General features: G+C 37.5%; 17 protein-coding genes. 6 read left to right on the plus strand and 11 right to left on the minus strand.

Annotated elements, in window-relative coordinates; translation table 11 throughout:
* Positions 1-18: 18 nt before the first annotated feature.
* The gene (locus tag HXN26_RS08600; protein ID WP_273160657.1) at positions 19-255 is read right to left on the minus strand and encodes a hypothetical protein; all 237 of its coding nucleotides are present in this window, start codon (positions 253-255) and stop codon (positions 19-21) included.
* A gap of 162 nt (positions 256-417) precedes the next feature.
* Here HXN26_RS08600 and HXN26_RS08605 point away from each other — a divergent pair, with 162 nt between their 5' ends.
* Together HXN26_RS08605 and HXN26_RS08610 are read left to right on the plus strand one after the other, a co-directional pair.
* Positions 418-561: a hypothetical protein gene (locus tag HXN26_RS08605; RefSeq protein WP_159102258.1), complete on the plus strand. Its 144-nt coding sequence runs from the start codon at positions 418-420 to the stop codon at positions 559-561.
* 384 nt (positions 562-945) lie between these two features.
* Positions 946-1710, plus strand: a complete 765-nt coding sequence (locus tag HXN26_RS08610; RefSeq protein ID WP_273160659.1) for a peptidase — start codon at positions 946-948, stop codon at positions 1708-1710.
* Between the two features lie 437 nt (positions 1711-2147).
* Here HXN26_RS08610 and HXN26_RS08615 read toward each other — a convergent pair whose 3' ends face one another.
* From HXN26_RS08615 to mazG, 3 genes are read right to left on the minus strand one after another with little or no spacing between them, the layout of a single operon-like run.
* A complete protein-coding gene (locus HXN26_RS08615; RefSeq protein ID WP_273160661.1) occupies positions 2148-3062 on the minus strand; it encodes a ribonuclease Z in 915 nt (304 codons plus the stop codon).
* 2 nt (positions 3063-3064) lie between these two features.
* The gene (locus HXN26_RS08620) at positions 3065-3622 is read right to left on the minus strand and encodes a lipocalin-like domain-containing protein (protein ID WP_273160663.1); all 558 of its coding nucleotides are present in this window, start codon (positions 3620-3622) and stop codon (positions 3065-3067) included.
* A gap of 10 nt (positions 3623-3632) precedes the next feature.
* On the minus strand, positions 3633-4538 hold the full coding sequence (mazG, locus tag HXN26_RS08625) for a nucleoside triphosphate pyrophosphohydrolase (RefSeq protein ID WP_025000191.1): 906 nt from the start codon (positions 4536-4538) through the stop codon (positions 3633-3635).
* Positions 4539-4669: 131 nt separating this feature from the next.
* Between mazG and HXN26_RS08630 the strand changes: the two genes are divergently transcribed.
* Both HXN26_RS08630 and HXN26_RS08635 read left to right on the plus strand, forming a co-directional pair.
* Complete coding sequence (locus tag HXN26_RS08630; RefSeq protein WP_273160665.1) at positions 4670-7369, plus strand: valine--tRNA ligase; 2700 nt, start codon at positions 4670-4672, stop codon at positions 7367-7369.
* Between the two features lie 184 nt (positions 7370-7553).
* The gene (locus HXN26_RS08635; protein WP_273160667.1) at positions 7554-7850 is read left to right on the plus strand and encodes a hypothetical protein; all 297 of its coding nucleotides are present in this window, start codon (positions 7554-7556) and stop codon (positions 7848-7850) included.
* A 671-nt stretch (positions 7851-8521) separates the two neighbouring features.
* On the opposite strand, the gene groL is transcribed toward HXN26_RS08635, so the two are convergent.
* The 6 genes from groL to HXN26_RS08665 form a co-directional block, all read right to left on the minus strand.
* Positions 8522-10147, minus strand: a complete 1626-nt coding sequence (gene groL, locus HXN26_RS08640; protein ID WP_273160669.1) for a chaperonin GroEL — start codon at positions 10145-10147, stop codon at positions 8522-8524.
* Between the two features lie 122 nt (positions 10148-10269).
* The gene (locus HXN26_RS08645; RefSeq protein WP_014710159.1) at positions 10270-10539 is read right to left on the minus strand and encodes a co-chaperone GroES; all 270 of its coding nucleotides are present in this window, start codon (positions 10537-10539) and stop codon (positions 10270-10272) included.
* A gap of 485 nt (positions 10540-11024) precedes the next feature.
* A complete protein-coding gene (locus HXN26_RS08650) occupies positions 11025-12941 on the minus strand; it encodes a RecQ family ATP-dependent DNA helicase (protein WP_273160676.1) in 1917 nt (638 codons plus the stop codon).
* Positions 12942-12972: 31 nt separating this feature from the next.
* Positions 12973-14697, minus strand: a complete 1725-nt coding sequence (gene recJ / locus HXN26_RS08655; RefSeq protein ID WP_025001265.1) for a single-stranded-DNA-specific exonuclease RecJ — start codon at positions 14695-14697, stop codon at positions 12973-12975.
* Positions 14698-14832: 135 nt separating this feature from the next.
* The gene (locus HXN26_RS08660; RefSeq protein WP_273160678.1) at positions 14833-16038 is read right to left on the minus strand and encodes a C1 family peptidase; all 1206 of its coding nucleotides are present in this window, start codon (positions 16036-16038) and stop codon (positions 14833-14835) included.
* Positions 16039-16134: 96 nt separating this feature from the next.
* Positions 16135-17532: an aminopeptidase P family protein gene (locus HXN26_RS08665; RefSeq protein WP_273160681.1), complete on the minus strand. Its 1398-nt coding sequence runs from the start codon at positions 17530-17532 to the stop codon at positions 16135-16137.
* An 87-nt stretch (positions 17533-17619) separates the two neighbouring features.
* On the opposite strand from HXN26_RS08665, the gene HXN26_RS08670 reads away from it, so the two are divergent.
* Positions 17620-18489 carry a patatin-like phospholipase family protein gene (locus HXN26_RS08670; protein WP_025001267.1) on the plus strand — a complete coding sequence of 290 codons (870 nt, stop codon included), beginning with the start codon at positions 17620-17622 and terminating at the stop codon, positions 18487-18489.
* Between the two features lie 5 nt (positions 18490-18494).
* On the opposite strand, the gene trmD is transcribed toward HXN26_RS08670, so the two are convergent.
* Entirely contained in the window at positions 18495-19169 is a 675-nt protein-coding gene (gene trmD, locus HXN26_RS08675; RefSeq protein WP_025001268.1) for a tRNA (guanosine(37)-N1)-methyltransferase TrmD, read from the minus strand.
* A gap of 99 nt (positions 19170-19268) precedes the next feature.
* Between trmD and HXN26_RS08680 the strand changes: the two genes are divergently transcribed.
* Complete coding sequence (locus HXN26_RS08680; RefSeq protein WP_273160683.1) at positions 19269-20018, plus strand: nucleoside-specific channel-forming Tsx family protein; 750 nt, start codon at positions 19269-19271, stop codon at positions 20016-20018.
* Positions 20019-20261: the final 243 nt, after the last annotated feature.

The following is a 20261-nucleotide window of genomic DNA, read 5'->3' on the forward strand; positions in this document are numbered from 1 at the left end:
ATAATGATTATTAGGTAGTTACAAGGATTTTAAGCACATTTTTGTCATATAGCCCGTTTTTTCCAATCCTTCCTTTCCATTCCCAGCATAGGAAATAGCATAGCTTTGGGAAAAGAGTGAACCAATGTAAGTCGCTATATCGTAATTATCTTCAACGATAAGTAAACGACATGTATTGTCATTTTCAGTACTATCAGTAGGAGTTTCTGCGGTTTTAGGAAGAAGCGGCTCATTAGTAATTGCCTTGAGTGACATTTGTTGTTGACAACTTACAGGAACAAAAGAGGGTTCTATCCTATACTACGATGATTTTTCTCTCATAGGTTCTATATAAAGGAACCTGAAGAATGAAGATTCGACCGTTCAAGTGGTGGTCTAGTTGTCAATAGGAAAGTTGTAAAGACCAAAATTCTCATCGTGAGAGACCCAACAGGTATCAATACTACAACCAGCAACTCTGTAGCTCCACAAGAAATCTATACTCTTAGTGGTGTGAAACTCAATGGGAACGAAAAAGACTTGTCAAAGGGTATCTACATCATTAACGGCAAAAAACCGTAAAGAAGTAGTCAAAAGAATTATCATCCATGGTATTAAATTTATATACCATGGGTGATTATACATAAATAGTTTATACCAGAAGATTCCATATAACAAATAAAGCCAATTGAAAAACATTTTGTACTTTTGCATTCTCTAGTTGAACACCCCTAAATATCATAAATAGCAATTATGCTGATAATTCAATTCTGTAAAAGGTCTTGAGGAGAATGCTATAAAATACTAATTATTTAGATACCATCAAATATTCAAAAGTTAACCTAAACGCCCAAACCTTCGACACGGCGTTACTCTATCAAGAGTTTCAATAGGGAGGTATAAATTTAAATGTATAAAACATTACTTAAAGACAAATGTGCAATAGTTATTGTATTATTTATCGCAATGTTGACACTAACATCACCAGTTCAGGCGCAAACCATGTACGATCTCTGGATTTCTAACTCACAAGTAAGCTCAAACAATTGTAATGATCTCTCGATGATAGCTGGAGTTAGCGGAAAAGTAAGTTATGACCCAGAAACCAAGACCTTAACACTGGAAAATGCAACTATCAATTCTGGAGAAAATGATGCAATTTCTTCAAAAATTGATGGACTAACAGTAAAAGTCATCGGCACTAATAATCTAACCTCAATACGTACAGCTGTTGGATTTAGAGCTCCAATGTTTATCACTGGTGGTGGAACCCTCAATGTAGAAGGTGGAGATAATTGTGCTTTCTTTGCAATGGGAACTGATTTGACCATTGACAATTGTATCGTAAATGCAAAAAGTGGTAAATATGGTATCACCGGAAATGACGGCATGATAGAGCATGTAACTATCCAAAATGCTACGGTAACAGTAGAAGGTAAAGAAACCGGTTCGATACTTGATATAGCATCGCTTACATTAAATGGCTGCAGTATTACTCAACCAGCTGGAGCTGTCTATAACCCATCTATGCGTTGTGTAACAGTTGGTAACAATGTGGTAAAAAGTAAGATTGTTATAACGAAAGATCCTACTGCAATCACTACACCAGTTGTGAATGCAGTAGCTCCAAAAGGTATTTACTCTATGAGTGGAATGAGATTGGATAAAGATTTGAAAGACCTTCCAAAGGGAATCTATATTGTGAATGGTACGAAAGTTGTAAAAAAGTAGCCAGAAACAGTTTACAAGTAATACGTAATTATGTATTACGATAGAATTATAAGAAATTAGAAAGATAGATAGGATATAACAATCTACAAATTTCTATGCGAACATAAATTCGAAATAAATAAGTCGTGTAAAAAATTATAATTACAAAATCAGAAAATATAATTATAAAATAAAAAAATGTAATTACGTTTTTTCTAAATGGTCTTATTAATTTTTAAATATGTTGAGAGTGTTTTCTAACATTAACAAAGAGAGATAAGTTCAATATAATTAATTTTTCATTTTCGATATTCAATTCCACAATTCTTCACACGACTTTCTTTTGTCTCGAACTCACACTAATCTAAGCAAGAAAGCCTTAAACGTAAAGTCGCCACAGTATTTCTTACTGTGGCGACTTTATATATACTGCAGTTAGAGAGAAAAGTAATGTTAGATTATACTTCGAACACCATACCTTCGTTGGTAAGGAAACTATTAGGAAAAATAGCCTTTGCCTCGCTTAAAAGTACATCTTCGTTTATATAACGTGCGGAATAATGGCCCAAAAGTAATTTTCCGACACAAGCTTCATGAGCTACTGTTGCAGCTTCTTGCGATGTGCTGTGATAATATGTTTTTGCACGATCCTTATGTTCGCTCGCATAAGTACTTTCATGGTAGAGCACATTTACACCAATCACCTTTTTATATAGCTGCTTCATATATCTTGTATCAGAACAATAGGCATAGCTACGTGGATTGTCGGCTGGGGTTGTAAGACGACTATTAGGAATAATGTCTCCATCAATAGTAGTCCAATCTGATCCGGCCTTTACGTTATTGATTTGACTGATAGGAATATTGTAGTAATCTATCATATCACGGCGAATATGCGGTGCTGTAGGCTTTTCGCGAAACAGAAATCCGCAACAAGGTACTCGATGTTCTAATGGAATAGTTTCTACCGTAAGACTTTTGTCTTCATAGATAACATTTGTTTCTGTTGTATCTACAGGGTGGAAAATAACTTTATATTCAAGACCTTTACAGAATAGTTCCATTGAGAGCTTAAAATAGTCTTCAAACTCTTTCGGTGCATATATCTGAAGAGGCGCGGTGCGCCCTGTCATACCAAAAGTAGAAATCATGCCGAATAGTCCAAAACAATGGTCGCCATGAAGATGCGAAATAAATACTGCTTGTACTTTCGAGAAATGCACCTTTGATCGACGCACTTGAATTTGCGTACCCTCTCCGCAATCTATCATAAAGAACTTACCACGTATTTCTACTATTTGACTAGTTGCATTATGATGGAGCGTGGGTAAAGCGCTTCCACAACCTAATATATGTATTTTAAAAGGAGTCACGACTATTTCTTACGCCCGAATACAAATATCCCAGCTTTATTTTCAAGTGCCATTGAGTCTGCGCCAAGTTCTATCACGTCGAAAGTATCTCTTGACAGCAAAAGTTTGCCATTAAATATCTTCCATGATGTCCATACATTCTTCTCTGACTGAAGCATAGATGTTACTTCCCCACCCTCTTTTATTTCAAAGTTTTTATCAAGACTTGTCCAACTCCCAAGTAACGATGTTATGTTAATTGCATTACGTAAAATCATATCACCATACTCTTTATAAGCGATTACAGCAAAACGATCACCACTGAGTTTGCCACCTTTTACAACTTCAGTAGTATCGTTAGGATTTTGAATAATCTCTAATGTATCACCCGCATCGGTCAATAACAATATAGAGTTCATACCACCATCAAGCATTGTACCATAGATGGTTGTATCGCCCGCATTAAGCGAATCAGTCTTATTAGCAGTTGGACTTATTACTTTGTTTGCTTTATCGTTCTTACAACCAGTAAAAATTGTTGCTATCAGTGCAAAAACAATTATTATTTGCAATCTTTTCATATTATTAATATTAAGTAATGTTACTTGTTTTTTCTATGTTTTTTGCTTCATCCCATAGTTTATCCATTTCTTCCAAAGTCATATCTTTCAATTCTTTACCAAGTTCCTTTGCCTGTTTCTCAACATATGTAAAGCGTGATATAAACTTTTGATTAGTATGTTCGAGAGCATTGTCAGGATTGAGTTTATATAATCGAGCAGCATTGATAACTGAAAATAGGAAATCTCCCAACTCTTTTGTTGAGTTCTCCTTATCTTCTCGTGCCAATTCTACTTTCAGTTCTTTAAGTTCTTCGCTTACTTTTTCCCAGACATCTTCTTTCTTTTCCCAATCAAAACCAACATTTCGGGCTTTATCTTGTATTCTATATGCCTTTATAAGACTGGGCAGTGAGTCAGGAACTCCAGACAAAACCATCTTATTACCTTCTCTTTCTTTTTGTTTTCGCTGTTCCCATGTAGATTCAACTTGTGTCGCAGTAGACGGTACATTACCATTTGAAGAGGTTGCTGCTTGACTATCTGTATTTAATTCGTCCTTATAAACAACCTGACCTTGTTTGTTAATTGCCATTTTATCATCATCAACTATCCATCCGGTCCAATCTATAAAATCATGACGGAACATCAGTTTATCCGATTGAGCATTACAAACGTCAGCAATATCGAAATCGTTTGTTTCGCTACCAAGCAACGCATAAAATACAACGTGCTCCATAACATCACCGAGTTCTTTACAGATATTCTTCTTGTCGTGCTTCATCAAAGCATCAGCAAGTTCAAACGTTTCTTCTATTGTATTGGGACGCAAACTTTCAAAGGTTTGTTTCCTATCCCATGGACATTCCTTTCTCAATCGTTCTTGTATATCAAGCAAACGTTCAAATGCCGCAATTTTTTCTTCTTTTGTATGCAATCTTATCAAATTTAAAGTTAAAAGAAGTACAGTGTACTGCTAATTGTTATGCAAAGATACAGATTTCAACTGATTTTTTCGTAAATTTGCATCGTTTTTAAAGATAATAAAGAAATAATAATATACAACTTATGGAATTAGCAAGTAAGTACGACCCACAAAACGTGGAAGCGAGGTGGTATGAGTATTGGCTCAACAATAAACTTTTCAGCTCTAAGCCAGATGGACGTGAGCCTTATACTGTGGTTATACCACCGCCCAACGTAACGGGAGTATTGCATATGGGACATATGCTCAATAACACCATTCAAGATATTCTTGTACGTCATGCACGTATGGAAGGAAAGAATGCTTGCTGGGTTCCTGGTACTGACCACGCTAGCATTGCTACCGAAGCGAAAGTTGTAAACAAACTCGCACAAGAAGGAATAAATAAAGCCGACCTTACAAGAGAAGAATTTTTAAAGCACGCATGGGCATGGACTGACGAACATGGAGGTATTATTTTAAAGCAGTTACGTAAACTTGGTTGTTCATGTGATTGGGAACGTACTGCCTTTACAATGGACGAGAAGCGTAGCGAAGGTGTTATTAAGGTATTCTGCGATTTATATAAGAAGGGCTTAATCTATCGTGGTGTACGTATGGTGAATTGGGACCCTAGTGCAGAAACTGCTCTTTCTGACGAGGAAGTTATTTACAAAGACGAACATTCAAAGCTTTACAATCTTAAATATTACATTGCGCCAGAAGACCAATCTAAGGTTGAACGCAAACATGACGACAATGTGATGCATAAAGATGAAAAGGGTTATTACGCAGTAGTAGCTACCACACGTCCAGAAACTATTATGGGCGACACAGCTATGTGTATCAATCCAGACGATATAAAGAATACTTGGCTGAAAGGATTGCGTGTTATTGTACCATTGGTAGGTCGTTGTATTCCTATCATAGAGGACTCGTATGTAGATATTCAGTTTGGTACGGGTTGTTTAAAGGTTACTCCTGCCCACGATATCAACGACCACACACTCGGTTTGAAGCACGGCTTAGAAACCATTGATATATTTAATGATAATGGAACATTATCCGAAGCTGCTGGCTTATATATTGGTAAGGATCGTATGGAGGTACGCAAGCAAATTGCCATTGACCTTAAAACTGCTGATTTAATGGAGAAAGTGGAAGATTACGATAATAAGGTGGGCTACTCTGAACGTACTAACGTGCCTATCGAACCGAAGCTTTCAACGCAATGGTTCTTGAAAATGCAACATTTTGCAGACATCGCACTCGATCCTGTAATGAATGATGAGATTGAGTTCTATCCAAAGAAGTACAAGAACACCTATCGTCATTGGCTGGAGAATATAAAGGATTGGTGTATCAGCCGCCAACTTTGGTGGGGACATCGAATCCCTGCTTATTACTTTAAAGACGAAAGTGGCAAACCTACAACTGTGGTAGCAGAAACCGACGAAAAAGCACTTGAACAAGCAAAGGTTTTAAATCCTCATATAACAATGGCTGACTTGGAACAAGAAAGCGATTGTCTAGATACGTGGTTCTCTAGTTGGTTATGGCCAATCTCAGTATTTGATGGAATTAACAACCCCGACAATGAAGAAATAAAGTATTATTATCCAACGAGTGACTTAGTTACAGGTCCAGATATAATTTTCTTCTGGGTTGCTCGTATGATTATGGCTGGCTATGAATACCGCCAGACTTTCCCATTCAAGCACGTTTATTTCACAGGCATCGTGCGCGACAATATCGGACGAAAGATGAGTAAGAGCCTTGGCAATTCTCCCGACCCATTAGAGTTAATAGATAAATATGGAGCTGATGGTGTACGTATGGGAATGATGCTTTCTGCACCAGCAGGTAACGATATATTATTTGATGAAAGTCTTTGCGAGCAAGGACGTAACTTCAACAACAAGATATGGAATGCCTTCCGCCTTGTTCAAGGTTGGGAAACAGCAGATATAGAACAGCCCGAAGCTAATAAAATAGCTATAAAATGGTTCGATTCAAAGCTAAAAGAAGTGAATTCTGAAATGGAAGAACAATTCAAGAGCTATCGCATATCAGAAGCTTTGATGACAGTTTACAAGCTTTTCTGGGACGAGTTCTCAAGTTGGTACTTAGAAATGATTAAACCTGAATATGGCAAACCCATTGACAAGCAGACCTACGACGCAACGCTCCGTTTCTTTAATACCCTCTTGAAGATGCTACACCCATTCATGCCATTCATTACAGAGGAACTTTGGCAACACATCTACAATCGTAACGAAGGCGAAAGCATTATGTTGGAGAAACTCGAATTGGCACTTCCTACCAACGAAGAAAAGACTTTGATTGCCGAAATAGAGAATATGAAGCAAATAGTTGGCGGCATTCGCACCGTTCGCAACCAAAAGAACATTGCTCCAAAAGTATTGCTTTCTTTAGAGGTTGTGGGTAAAAACAACTATGAGGCATACAACTGCGTGATTGCGAAAATGGGCAATCTCGAAAGCATTAATGTAGTAAACGAAAAGAGTTCTGACGCTTCTGGCTTTATGGTAGGCACTGACGGTTTTGCAGTTCCGCTTGGAAACCTGATTGATGTAAAGGCTGAAATCGAGAAATTAGAAAAGGAACTTGCGCACTTGGAAGGTTTCCTGAAAGGTGTAAAAGCAAAACTCTCTAACGAAAACTTTGTGGCGCACGCTCCCGAAGCTGTGATTGCTAAGGAACGCAAGAAGCAAAGCGACTCGGAAGAGAAGATTGAAACTATCAAGGCAATTATAGAAGAACTTCGCAAGAAGTTGTCTTAGCTTTCGCTGAAATAATATTTGCGATGCAATTTTCTACAGAGCAACTACTTTGCAATAATCTGTATTGATTATCTGATATTTATGAATGATATTTAAGGTAAAATATATCAAAAAGTTTTATTTTATCTGATTTGATATCAGTCATATTTGTATAACTATTAGATTACATTTAAATATAAATATTATGGCTATAAAGACTATTGATTATCGCTATTTAGGAGCCTGCGAAGAATGCGACAATTGTCTCGAGAAAAATTATCCATGGTATTATTGTGAACGCAATAACGATAATTTTGGAGACATCAGTTATCCAGAAGATTGTGATGAGTATGCAGATTCTGGGTATTATAACGATGATGGTGAAGAAGATCCTGACCGAAACGAACCAATAGAGTGTCCAAGATGTGGAAATGATGCATATTGGGGAGGAAGTAACTATGAATGTGAACAATGTGGTTGGTGTGGTTGGCCTAATGATTAATAAATTCACCATTCTATGATTAAGGCGTGAATTTTTCTCGCCTTTTTTGTTTATATTAATGTGAATTCAATATAAGAAAGCGGGTTAAATAAGTAATCTTGCAGATGTTTTTAAACAAGTTCCCTAATGAAATAATGAGAGATTTTTAATTTAACTTTATAAAGATAGTTCTGTTAAAAAGCGACAACTGCGTTTTAACATTGCAAAACAGCCGCTTTTACCGAACAAAACAGCCACTTTTGGAACACGAAACAATCGGTTTTGTAATACACTGATAGATAGATGGTTAAGCGATAGTTGTGATTTAAAAAATATTTACATCTTTACCGTCTTCTTTTCGTTCATAAATAACTTGAGTCCGGTGTAAGAACTTGAGGACGAAGATACTTCATCTATTTTTGATTATAAGCATATTAAATCATAATCTATTCTTTTTTTAAATATCTTGTAAATAATATACTGGCGTAATTCCTATGTCGAACTCACGTCATATTACTTTAAGGCCTTTTTATTATACCATTAAAACACTCGTCAAATGACCAATCAGAAAATTTTCAGATGGCGTTTGTTTTTTTCATGGTGCCGTATTAGTAATGGAATATATTGCAAAAAACGGAGAAGTTCAAGTTTGAACTTCTCCGTTTTTTATTTATACTTGTTTGTCAATCTGCTTACATCATGCCTCCCATACCTGGGTTTGCTGGCATAGCTGGAGTTTCTTCAGGTTTATCAACAACGATACATTCAGTTGTGAGGAACATACCAGCGATTGAAGCTGCATTCTCCAAAGCTACACGAGAAACCTTAGCTGGGTCGATAACACCTGCTGCACGCAAGTCTTCGTATTGGTCGCGACGAGCGTTGTAACCAAAGTCGCCCTTGCCTTCACGTACCTTATTGACAACCACTGCGCCCTCACCACCAGCGTTAGAAACAATCTGGCGAAGTGGTTCTTCGATGGCACGGCAAACAATATTGATACCTGTCTGTTCGTCAGGATTTTCGCCTGTAAGGTCTTTCAAAACCTCTTGAGCGCGGATATAAGTTGTACCACCACCTACAACAACACCTTCTTCTGTTGCTGCACGAGTTGCGCAAAGTGCATCGTCTACGCGATCTTTCTTTTCTTTCATCTCTACTTCAGAGTTAGCACCTACGTAAAGCACTGCAACACCGCCAGCAAGTTTTGCCAAGCGCTCTTGTAGTTTTTCCTTATCATACTGACTCTTTGTATTTGCAATCTCACTCTTGATAAGGTTTACACGCTCAGCGATGTTCTCTTTAGAAGCTGCACCATCAACAATTGTTGTAAAATCCTTAGAAACGGTAACTTTCTTAGCTGAACCCAACATTTCGAGTGTTGCCTTATCGAGTGTCAAACCCTTGTCCTCGCTGATAACAATACCACCAGTCAATACAGCAATGTCTTCAAGCATAGCCTTGCGACGATCACCAAAACCTGGAGCCTTAACAGCACAGATCTTCAATCCTCCACGTAAACGGTTTACCACTAATGTTGTTAAAGCTTCTGAATCAACATCTTCAGCGATAACTAACAATGGGCGGCCGCTTTCAGCAGCAGGTTGCAAAATAGGTAAGAAATCTTTTACATTAGAAATCTTCTTATCGTAGATAAGGATATATGGGTTCTCCATAAGAACTTCCATCTTATCAGTATCCGTTACAAAATAGCTTGAAAGATAGCCACGATCGAACTGCATACCTTCAACAACATCTATGCTAGTTTCTCGTGTTTTACTTTCTTCAATGGTAATTACACCATCTTTGGAAACCTTTCGCATAGCGTCAGCAAGCAACTTACCAATTTCAGGGTCGTTGTTGGCACTTACGGTTGCTACCTGTTCTATCTTATCATAGTTGTCGCCAACAATCTCGGCACTTTCCTTAATGAAGTCTACAACTTTATTGACAGCCTTGTCGATACCACGCTTCAAGTCCATTGGATTGGCACCAGCAGCCACATTCTTCAAGCCTTCTGTAACGATAGCCTGTGTCAGAATGGTTGCAGTTGTTGTACCATCGCCTGCGTCGTCGCCTGTTTTGCTTGCAACACTCTTAACGAGCTGTGCGCCTGCATTCTCGAAACTGTCTTCAAGTTCTATTTCCTTTGCTACCGTAACACCGTCTTTTGTGATTTGAGGAGCACCGAACTTCTTTCCGATAACTACGTTTCTACCCTTAGGACCTAATGTAACTTTTACTGCATCAGCAAGTTGGTCTACACCGCTCTTGAGCAATTCGCGGGCGTCTTTGTTGAATTTAATATCTTTAGCCATTTTGTTTGTCTTATTTTATGTATTCTGTTTTTCTATGTTTTATTTGTTGCGATGTTCTCATACAGCCCACTCCCTTATATATAATAAGGTGTAAATGCACAGAGAACGCTCACTTTTATTTTTTATTCTACAACAGCAAGAACGTCGCTTTGACGCATCATAAGATACTTCTCGCCATCGTTTTCGATTTCGGTGCCGGCATACTTGCCATAGAAAACTTCGTCGCCGACCTTCAAAATCATATCTTCGTCTTTTGTACCGTTACCAACAGCAACCACCTTGCCACGCTGTGGCTTTTCTTTTGCTGTGTCAGGAATAATAATTCCACCTACTTTCTGCTCCGCTTCGATTGGGAGAATAAGCACTCTGTCTGCTAATGGTTTAATTGTCATAATTGTTTGTATTTTTAATTTCAAGTTTTCAAGCATATTGAAACACGCTTTCTGCGCATTCGCCAATCAATATACGAAAACCGTGCCAAAAAAGAAATAAGACGAAAATAGTAGGGCGAAAATGCAAGACATATTCTTTGACGAGGCAAAAGCGGCGTTTTCGCTTTGCAAAAGAGCCGCTTTTGGACGGTAAAACAGCCGCTTTTACCTTGCAAAATCTACGCTTTTGAAACGCCCTTATAAACATCTGATTATCTGATAATTACAGAGTAGGTTTTTAAAGAAATATTGCTTTAAGCATTATACCTACATTTATACCCTATTGGAAAAACCACAACACAGCATTAAGGCACAAAAGGGAAATGTAGAAACAAAAAGAAATATCGGGCGAACAGGATAGGATTGCATCAAAAAAAGCTACTGACAGTATTGTCAGTAGCTATATGTCAGAATTGGCAGAAATACCTTCTAATGCAGAAAGGAAACTACGATTTAGTGTTTTGGTAAACGTAGCTGCCTTCCATATATATGTATTCTTCTGCAATAAGTTCTTCTAAGGCTACTTGCAGTGTTTCTTGATTAGTTACGGAAGCATTAGTATCTATCCCTTTAAGCTCTGTAATATGGTGTTTCTTGCCATCTGCCAACAACGAAAGTATGGTTTTACGAAGAGACTTTTTCAAAGGTTTATTTTCACCTTTATAAGATAAACAAATATCGCAACAACCACAATCAGAACTTCGGTCTTCACCAAAATAACGTAAAAGTTGACGACTACGACATGTATAATCGTTTTTCAAATAACTTATCATTGCTGCAATGCGGTTCTCAAACGTTTCTTTTCTGTCTTCGTAAACAGCTTTTGAAATGACCAACTCTTCGCTATCAACGCGATCTTGAAGATACTTAATAATTGGAATATTCTTGCGCGGAATAAAATTTATAATGCGTTTCCTACTAAGATTCTGCAATATATGATAAATTTGATCCCTATCTAAGCCAACTATATCAGCAATATAGCTTTCGTCAATATATCGATAGTCTGTGAATAAACCTGAATAATTTCGCAGTAATGCCGAGATAACCAGTTCTTCTTCATTGGTTTGTTCGCCTAACTTATATAGTTCATCACGAGATAAAATAAAATGTATACGCGCCTTTGATTCTGGGTCTGGGTCGTAGTCAATATATCCAGCACGAGTCAATATTTGCAAGGCTGCATTGACTTGGATAGGAAAATGATGAAAATAGATACAGAATTTATCAATTGGAAACTCGAAAGTAGAGTCTCTCCCACTTTCTACACCAACCTGATAGAAGTATGCCAGATGTTCGTAAATTGTTCGTATATCTTCTTTTGTAGGGAAATTCTCATTTATTCGCTTTCGTAAATTACGTACATCATTACCTAACGTGTGGAGCAAAATAGCATACGACCTTTTACCGTCTCTACCTGCTCGCCCTGCTTCTTGAAAGTAAGCCTCGATGGAACTCGGTGGATCGAGGTGTATTACCAAACGAACGTTGGCTTTATCAATACCCATTCCAAAGGCATTGGTTGCTACAATAACACGAATTTCGTTGGCTTGCCACGCATTTTGACGCTTATTCTTGTCGGTAGTTTCTACGCCTGCATGATACCATGTTGCTGAAATTCCACTCTTAACCAAGAATTCTGCTGCTTCTTTTGTACGCTTTCTGCTTCGACAATATACAATAGCTGAGCCGTCTACCGATTGTAATATATGAAGCATCTCGTTAAATTTCTCTTGCGTTGTACGTAAAACATAAGAAAGATTCTTGCGCTCAAAACTCATTCTAAAAACATTCTCTTCTGCAAATCCAAGTCGGAGTTGAATGTCTTTCACAACTTCAGGAGTAGCTGTTGCTGTAAGCGCAAGCACTGGAACAGCAGGAAGTAACTTCCTAATATTCATAATTTCAAGATAAGAAGGGCGGAAATCATAGCCCCATTGACTAATACAATGAGCCTCATCTACAGTGATAAAGCTCACTTTCATGTGTTTTAGCTTTGCTTGAAATAATTCAGAACTAAGACGTTCGGGTGAAATGTAAAGTAACTTTATACCACCAAAGATGCAGTTTTCAAGTGTTGATATAATTTCATCGCGAGACAAACCTGAATAAATTGCTGCTGCTTTAATATGTCGATGACAGAGATTATCTACCTGGTCTTTCATCAAGGAAATTAAAGGAGTGATGACTATGCACACTCCTTCTTTTGCTAATGCAGGTACTTGAAAGGTAATAGACTTTCCACCTCCAGTCGGCATCAGTCCCAATGTGTCTTTTCCAGCACCTATACTTTCTATAACTTCACTTTGAATGCCCCGAAAATCGGGATAGCCCCAATATTTATAAAGGATTTCTTTGTAGGTCATAACACAACCATTTGCAGCTTTAAATCTCTTATCATTCGTTTTCTGAAGGACAAATACCTTCTATCTGAAGCTGAACAGCTCCACGTTTAAAAATATTATCCTCTATTGTATAGACTATATCAAATGAGCGTTTCGACTTTATATAGCGTGCAGAACCACTTTGACCAAAGGCTATTCCGTTCATAACATTATTGGATTTCGAATCAACAAGTTCCAACTTAATGTGCTCTTGTTCTCTTCCTACAACTTTACTAGTACCAAAATCGAATACATCTTTTGTACAGAATAAAGGCTTTACGTTCTCTGGTCCGAATGGTGCAAAGCGTTTTAAGTCGTTATGGAATTTCTTAGTGATATCTTTAAAGTCTATAATGGCATCAATATCTAATGTTGCCTCAGTTTGATAAGGTTCGATATGTTCATCAACATACTGCTGGAAGCGATTTCTAAACTCTTTTACATCTTCCCATTTCAAAGTTAGACCAGCTGCATAGGTATGGCCACCAAAATTGATAAGTAGGTCACTGCAACTCTTGATAGCAGAATAAAGGTCGAAGCCAGCGGCTGTTCTTGCTGAGCCTGTTGCTAATTCGCCTTCACGTGTAATAACAATAGTAGGACGATAGTAAATTTCTGTTAAACGAGATGCTACAATACCAATGACTCCTTTCTTCCAATGTTCATCGTATAGTACAATGCTATTCTGATGTTTTTGGTTCTCCAAGCGTTCAACAATTTGGTTAGCCTCTTCTGTCATCTGTCTATCTACATCTTTTCGTTTATCGTTATATTTATCAATATGCTTCGCTTCCAATATCGCAGTAGCTAAATCGCGTTCTACAAGTAGATCAACACTTTCTCTTCCGCTCTCCATACGGCCACTAGCATTGATGCGTGGACCTATCTTAAAGATTATATCACTCATTGAAATTTCTCGTCCACTGAGTCCGCAGATATCTACAATGGCTTGTAAACCTACGCTCGGATTTTGATTTAGCTGTTTTAAGCCATGAAAAGCAAGAATACGATTCTCACCAATTACAGGAACAAGGTCTGCAGCAATACTTACAGCACAGAAATCAAGAAGTGGAATAAGACGTGAAAATGGTATATTGTTATTTTTAGCAAAGGCTTGCATAAATTTAAAGCCAACACCACAACCACACAAATCCTTAAATGGAAAACTATCGTCAGCACGTTTTGGATTTAATATTGCCACAGCAGGAGGCATATTATCATCTGGTACATGATGGTCGCAAATTATAAAATCAATGCCTTGCTCCTTAGCATACGTAATCTCTTCGACAGCTTTTATACCGCAATCAAGGATGATAATAAGCTTCACTCCACTTTCTTTTGCAAAGTCTATCCCCTTTTTACTTACTCCATATCCCTCTTCATAACGATCAGGAATGTAGTAATCTATATTAGAATAGAACTGCCTAAGAAATTTATATACCAATGCTACTGCTGTACAACCGTCAACGTCATAATCTCCGTAAACCATAATACGTTCTTTACGTCCCATTGCATCATTCAACCTATCAACTGCAATATCCATATCTTGCATTAGAAAAGGATTTATAAGATCGGAAAGTAGTGGACGAAAGAAACGCTTTGCAGCACTCTCCGTCGTTATTCCACGCTTTATAAGCAACGAGGCAAGAACAGGACTAATACTGAGTTTCTCACCCAATTCTTTTGCCGCATTTGTCTGTTCAGATGTAGATGGTGTGTAGTTCCATTTTAGTTGCATCTTTATTATTTTTATTTCTGCTTGTAAAGGTACAAAAAAAAAGTGTAAGTCAAAACAGACTTACACTTTTTTAAAACTATCTTACCGTATTAAAATCTTGTTTGAATTTAATAAGGCAAGTTGCTAGACTTTAAATTACAAGCCTAACTTTTTGCGAATATCTGAAGGGATACCATTCTTATTAACCATGTAATCCATTGTATTTGCAGCAATGAAGTCCTTAGTCATATACCAAATACCTTTGTATTTGCCTGTTTCTCCCCAAGAGTTCTTAACCATGTAGTATTCTTTACCAAATTGGTCTTTAGCGATACCAAAGATAAGCATACCATGGTCATCAGTAAGTTCCCAAGTATCATAACGTTCTTGACGCATTTCCTGTGTAGGAGTTACTTCAGGAACTTTTGCACCAAGTTCATCGATAAGGCTGCGCTGCTTTGTAGCAGAAAGACCCAACCAACGTGCCATATCGCTACCTTGGAGGCTTTGAACCTTATTGCCATCTACCATATAAGCAAGACCATCACGTGTGAAACCTGGCTCACTAACGTCACCGCCCCATGCTACACAATAACCATTCATAACAGCATTATCGATAACCTTCATCATTTCGTCCATAGGAAGGTTGTAAGAGTGAGGCATACGCCAGTTGTCTTGCACCTCAACAGCAAATGAAGTATAGAATGGATGGTGTGTATAAGAAGTAATAGTTACATAGTCGCTCCACTTCAAACCAAGGCTAGAAGCAAACTGCTTTGGAGTATAAGTCTTGCCTTCGAATGTAAACTTCTCTGGGCACTTACCAAGATAAGCATCAAGAATACCCTGGAAACCGACCTTCCACTGATTAGAAATTTTGCTTGCCTTATTTCTTGCAACTGCATTTACGTATGGCTCCAGCAAAGAGAAAAATTCATTGAAGTTGAACAATGAGTCTCCTGTTAAAGAACCTGGGAAAGGCATAGCACCTTCAGGGCAGATACCATAGTTCTCAAGACAATAAAGAGGGTCGTAGCAAGAACCACCTTGTGCGAACTGAGCATCACCATGCATACGAACTACCTGAATTGCACGATCCATGTAAGTTTTGTTTGCAACGAAGCTTTCACAGAGGTCATAAGTCTTACCTGTTGCTTTCAATATTTCTGACTCAAAGTAAGCCAATGTAGAATAATCCCAACAAGTACCTGAACGGTTTTGGTTCTTAATGCTTGTGATAGGGTTCTCCTTAATCACCGTAAAAACAGGACTGTTGTCAACTTTCTTTGCAACTTTTTTAGGAGTTGCGTTAGCACCAGCTGCAATAACAGCAAAAAGTGCGAGCACTAAAATTTTTTTCATGATTCTAAAATGCTTGCCAGTTTAATTAATCTTCTGGCTTTCTTTTAAAAATTTAAGTTGTTAATAATATTAATTTGTTTTCTTTGTGTACTTTCATTAAGCATTCATGAATGCTTCTATATCTTTTGCATAATAAGGAATAAGGTCTTTACCTATGAAACGGCAACCATCGGCTGTAACGAGAATATCGTCTTCTATACGAATACCACCAAAATCCTTATATGTATCAAGCTTATCAAAGTTCAAGAATTCAGCACAATGTTTCTTTGCACGCCATTCATCTATAAGAGCAGGAATGAAATAGATACCAGGTTCATCAGTTACTACAAAACCTTCTTGCAAACGACGTCCCATACGCAAGCAGTTTGTTCCAAATTGTTCAAGGTTTGGACGAGTTTCTTCATCAAATCCTACATGTATCTGACCAAGAGCTTCCATATCGTGAACATCAAGTCCCATCATGTGTCCTAAGCCGTGAGGTAAGAACATAGCATGTGCACCTGCTGCAACAGCTACATCTGTATCGCCTTTTGCTAATCCGAGTTCCTTCATACGTTCGAAGATAATACGGCAAACAGCGAAATGAACATCAGCATATTTAACTCCAGGCTTAGATAATTTAAGCGCAGCATCATGTGCTTCTACTACCACATTATATATATCAAGCTGGCGCTGTGTGAATTTACCATTAACAGGGAATGTTCGTGTATTATCTGAGCAGTAATGACTCATTGTTTCACCGCCACAATCGCACAAAACAAGTCTTCCATCTTCTAATTCTGCCATAGATGGATTTCCATGCATGATTTCACCATGTTGAGAGAAAATAATAGGGAAAGAGACCATTGAACCATAAGAATTGGCAATGCCTTCAATCTGACCGGCTACGTATTTCTCTGTAAGTCCTGGCTTGGTAATACGCATTGCTGTTGTATGCATCTTGTAACCTATGACAGCCGCACGTTCAAGCTCTTCAATTTCTTCAGCAGTCTTAACAGAACGCATCTTTACAACAGCGTTAATGAGATCAAGACTTGCTTCCTCTTTCTGCTTATCAGGGTGAATACCAAGCAGATCACATATTTGGATCTTAATATCTGCACGATATGGAGGCAAGAAATGAATCTTTCTATTAGATGCTTTTGCCTTGTCACAAATATTCTTCAACTCGCTCATTGGTGCAGTATTACTAACACCTACTTGAGCAGCAAGATCGCTAACTGCATCAACACTTCCAAACCATACAATATCTTCGATGTCAATATCATTTCCTATTAGCATATCTTTGTCTTCATTGACATCAATAACGCCTACAAGGCCATCACGTTTCTGACCAAAATAGTATAGGAATGATGAATCCTGGCGAAAAGGAGAATATCCATTCGCTGGTGAATTTACTGGTGACTCATTGTTACCAAACAAAAGTATAATGCCGTCTTTTACAAGTTTCTTAAGCTCTACGCGGCGAGCTATGTACGTTTCTTTCTTAAACATATCTGCTTTCATATATTAGTTTAGCTGCAAAGATAATAAAAATTCCCATAAATTCAGTAATTTTGCACTGTTTTTATTAAGATTTTAATGGAAATCAATACAAATACAGGCTTAGTATTAGAAGGAGGAGGAATGCGAGGGGTTTTTACCGCTGGAGTTTTAGATGCATTCATGAAATATTACCTCTATTTTAAATACACAGTTGCAGTCTCTGCAGGAGCCTGCAATGGTCTTTCGTACATGAGTCGCCAACCTCGTAGAGCAAGAATTTCAAACATTGATTTACTTGCAAAATATGATTATATAGGTTTTCGTCATTTGGTTACACAAGGTTGTATCTTTGATCCTGAACTTCTCTACAAACGTTTTCCTTATGAAATTATTCCTTACGACTATGACACCTACTTTGAGAAGATAAATTTAGGTTATACTTTTGAAATAGTTACTACTAATTGTGAAACTGGTAGAAGTGAATATCTGCAAGAACGAAGTGGCAATAAACATAGATTGAATGAAATAGCACTTGCATCAAGTAGTTTGCCTTACGTTAGTAAAATAGTAAAAGTAGATGGAAGACCTATGCTTGATGGTGGAATTATAGACTCTATTCCACTTATGCGAGCCATAGAAACAGGACATAAGAAAAATGTTGTTATCTGCACACGCAACAAAGGTTGGCGCAATACTGGAAGCGATTTAAAAATTCCAAAATTTATTTATAAGAATTATCCGCGATTGCGTGTTGTATTAAGTCATAGATTGGAAGCCTACAACAGACAATTGGATATGATAGACGAATATGAGAAACGGGGAGACATCATTGCTATACGTCCTATTCGCCCCATTGAAGTAGGAAGAATGGAAAAAGATGTTGATAAATTAGAAGCTCTTTACAAAGAAGGATTCGATATTGGTGAAAACTTTTGCAAGAATGTTATTGCTAATGATGTTTTCTAAGTAAACTATTTTAGCAAGTCTGGACGCAAGCGTTTTGTTCTTTCCATTGCTTGTTCAAATTCCCATTGATTGATTTTTGCCTCATGACCGCTCAATAATATTTCTGGAACTTCCCAGCCTTTATAGTTTCGCGGACGAGTATAAATAGGAGCAGAGAGCATATTATCTTGAAAGCAATCGGACAATGCACTTTGTTCATCTCCGATTACACCTGGTATGATACGTACTACAGCATCTGCAATAATTGCTGCTGGAAGTTCTCCACCTGTAAGGACAAAATCTCCAATTGATATTTCTTTTGTTATTAGATGTTCTCTTACGCGTTGATCTACGCCCTTATAATGTCCTGCTAATATGATAAGATTGCCTCCTAAAGACAAGTCGTTTGCCATCTTCTGATTGAATTGTTCTCCATCTGGCGATGTAAATATCACCTCATCATATTCTCGCTCTTCTTTTAAAGCACTGATACAACGATCTATTGGTTCTATTTGCATAACCATTCCTGCTTGTCCGCCAAAAGGATAATCATCTACACGATGCCATTTATCTTGACTATAATCGCGGAGATTATGCAATCGGACCTCAGCTAAACCTTTTTTTTCTGCTCGTGCCAAAATGCTTTCATGAACAAAGCCTTCAAGCATTTCTGGTAATACTGTAATAATGTCTATTCTCATATTGTAAGGACAAAGTTACCAATATTTCTAATAAAAGATACAAGCATTAAGATTTTTTTGTAACTTTGCAGGCAAATTCTAATCCAAACTTAAATACTAATGAAAAAAATCTTTTCTCTGGCCATCATTTGCATGGCTATTTTGGGGAGTGTTCAAGCGCAAAATGTGCAATTACACTACGACCTCGGTCATAATCTTTCAGACGATTTAAAAAATCGTCCATCTGTTACAACTACAGTAGAAATGTTTAAACCTGATAGATGGGGTTCTACTTTCCTTTTTACTGATATTGATTACAAGAGCGATGGTGTTGTAGGTGCTTATTGGGAAATCTCAAGAGAATTTAATATTTCTAAGAACAAACGTTGGGCTGCCCATGTAGAATATGATGGAGGAGCAACAACTGGTGAAGCAGGAACAAGTTATTATGGAAGTCGTTTCCAACATTCAGTACTCCTTGGTGGTGCTTGGAATTGGGCAAACAAAGATTTTTCAAAGACATTTAGTGTACAGCTAATGTATAAGTACACCTTTAAGAACAAAATTAATGGTGCGCATCCTTATAGTGGATTCCAACTAACTGAGGTATGGGGCATGAACTTTGCAAAAGGTTTATGCACCTTCAGTGGTTTCTGTGATTTATGGTATGACCCAAATGTAAGCGGAAAACTTATTTTATTGTCTGAGCCACAATTCTGGTTTAACTTGAACACATTAAAAGGAATGAATGGTGTAAACCTTTCGTTAGGAACTGAAGTAGAAATAAGCAACAACTTTGTATGGAACAATAAAGGCAAGAATAATAAATTCTATGCTATTCCTACAATTGCTGCGAAGTGGACATTCTAAACTTTTTGTTCACTTATTAAAATAATACTTTTTGAAAGTTTATTTGACATAGATTTTATTTAGGCTGAGTTTCTTTTTAAGAACTCAGCCTTTTTTCATTTTCAATAAGAAACTTAGTACTTTTCAGTTTTCATTTATACAACCTACTTAGTTTTTTATTTTGCTTTGGCACACGAAAAAACTCAACGTTCTTGGCGTAATGGACATTTGGTAGGCTGAAAGCTCACGGAACGCTTTTATTTA

Source organism: Prevotella aurantiaca, assembly GCF_015262605.1.
Taxonomy (GTDB): domain Bacteria; phylum Bacteroidota; class Bacteroidia; order Bacteroidales; family Bacteroidaceae; genus Prevotella; species Prevotella aurantiaca.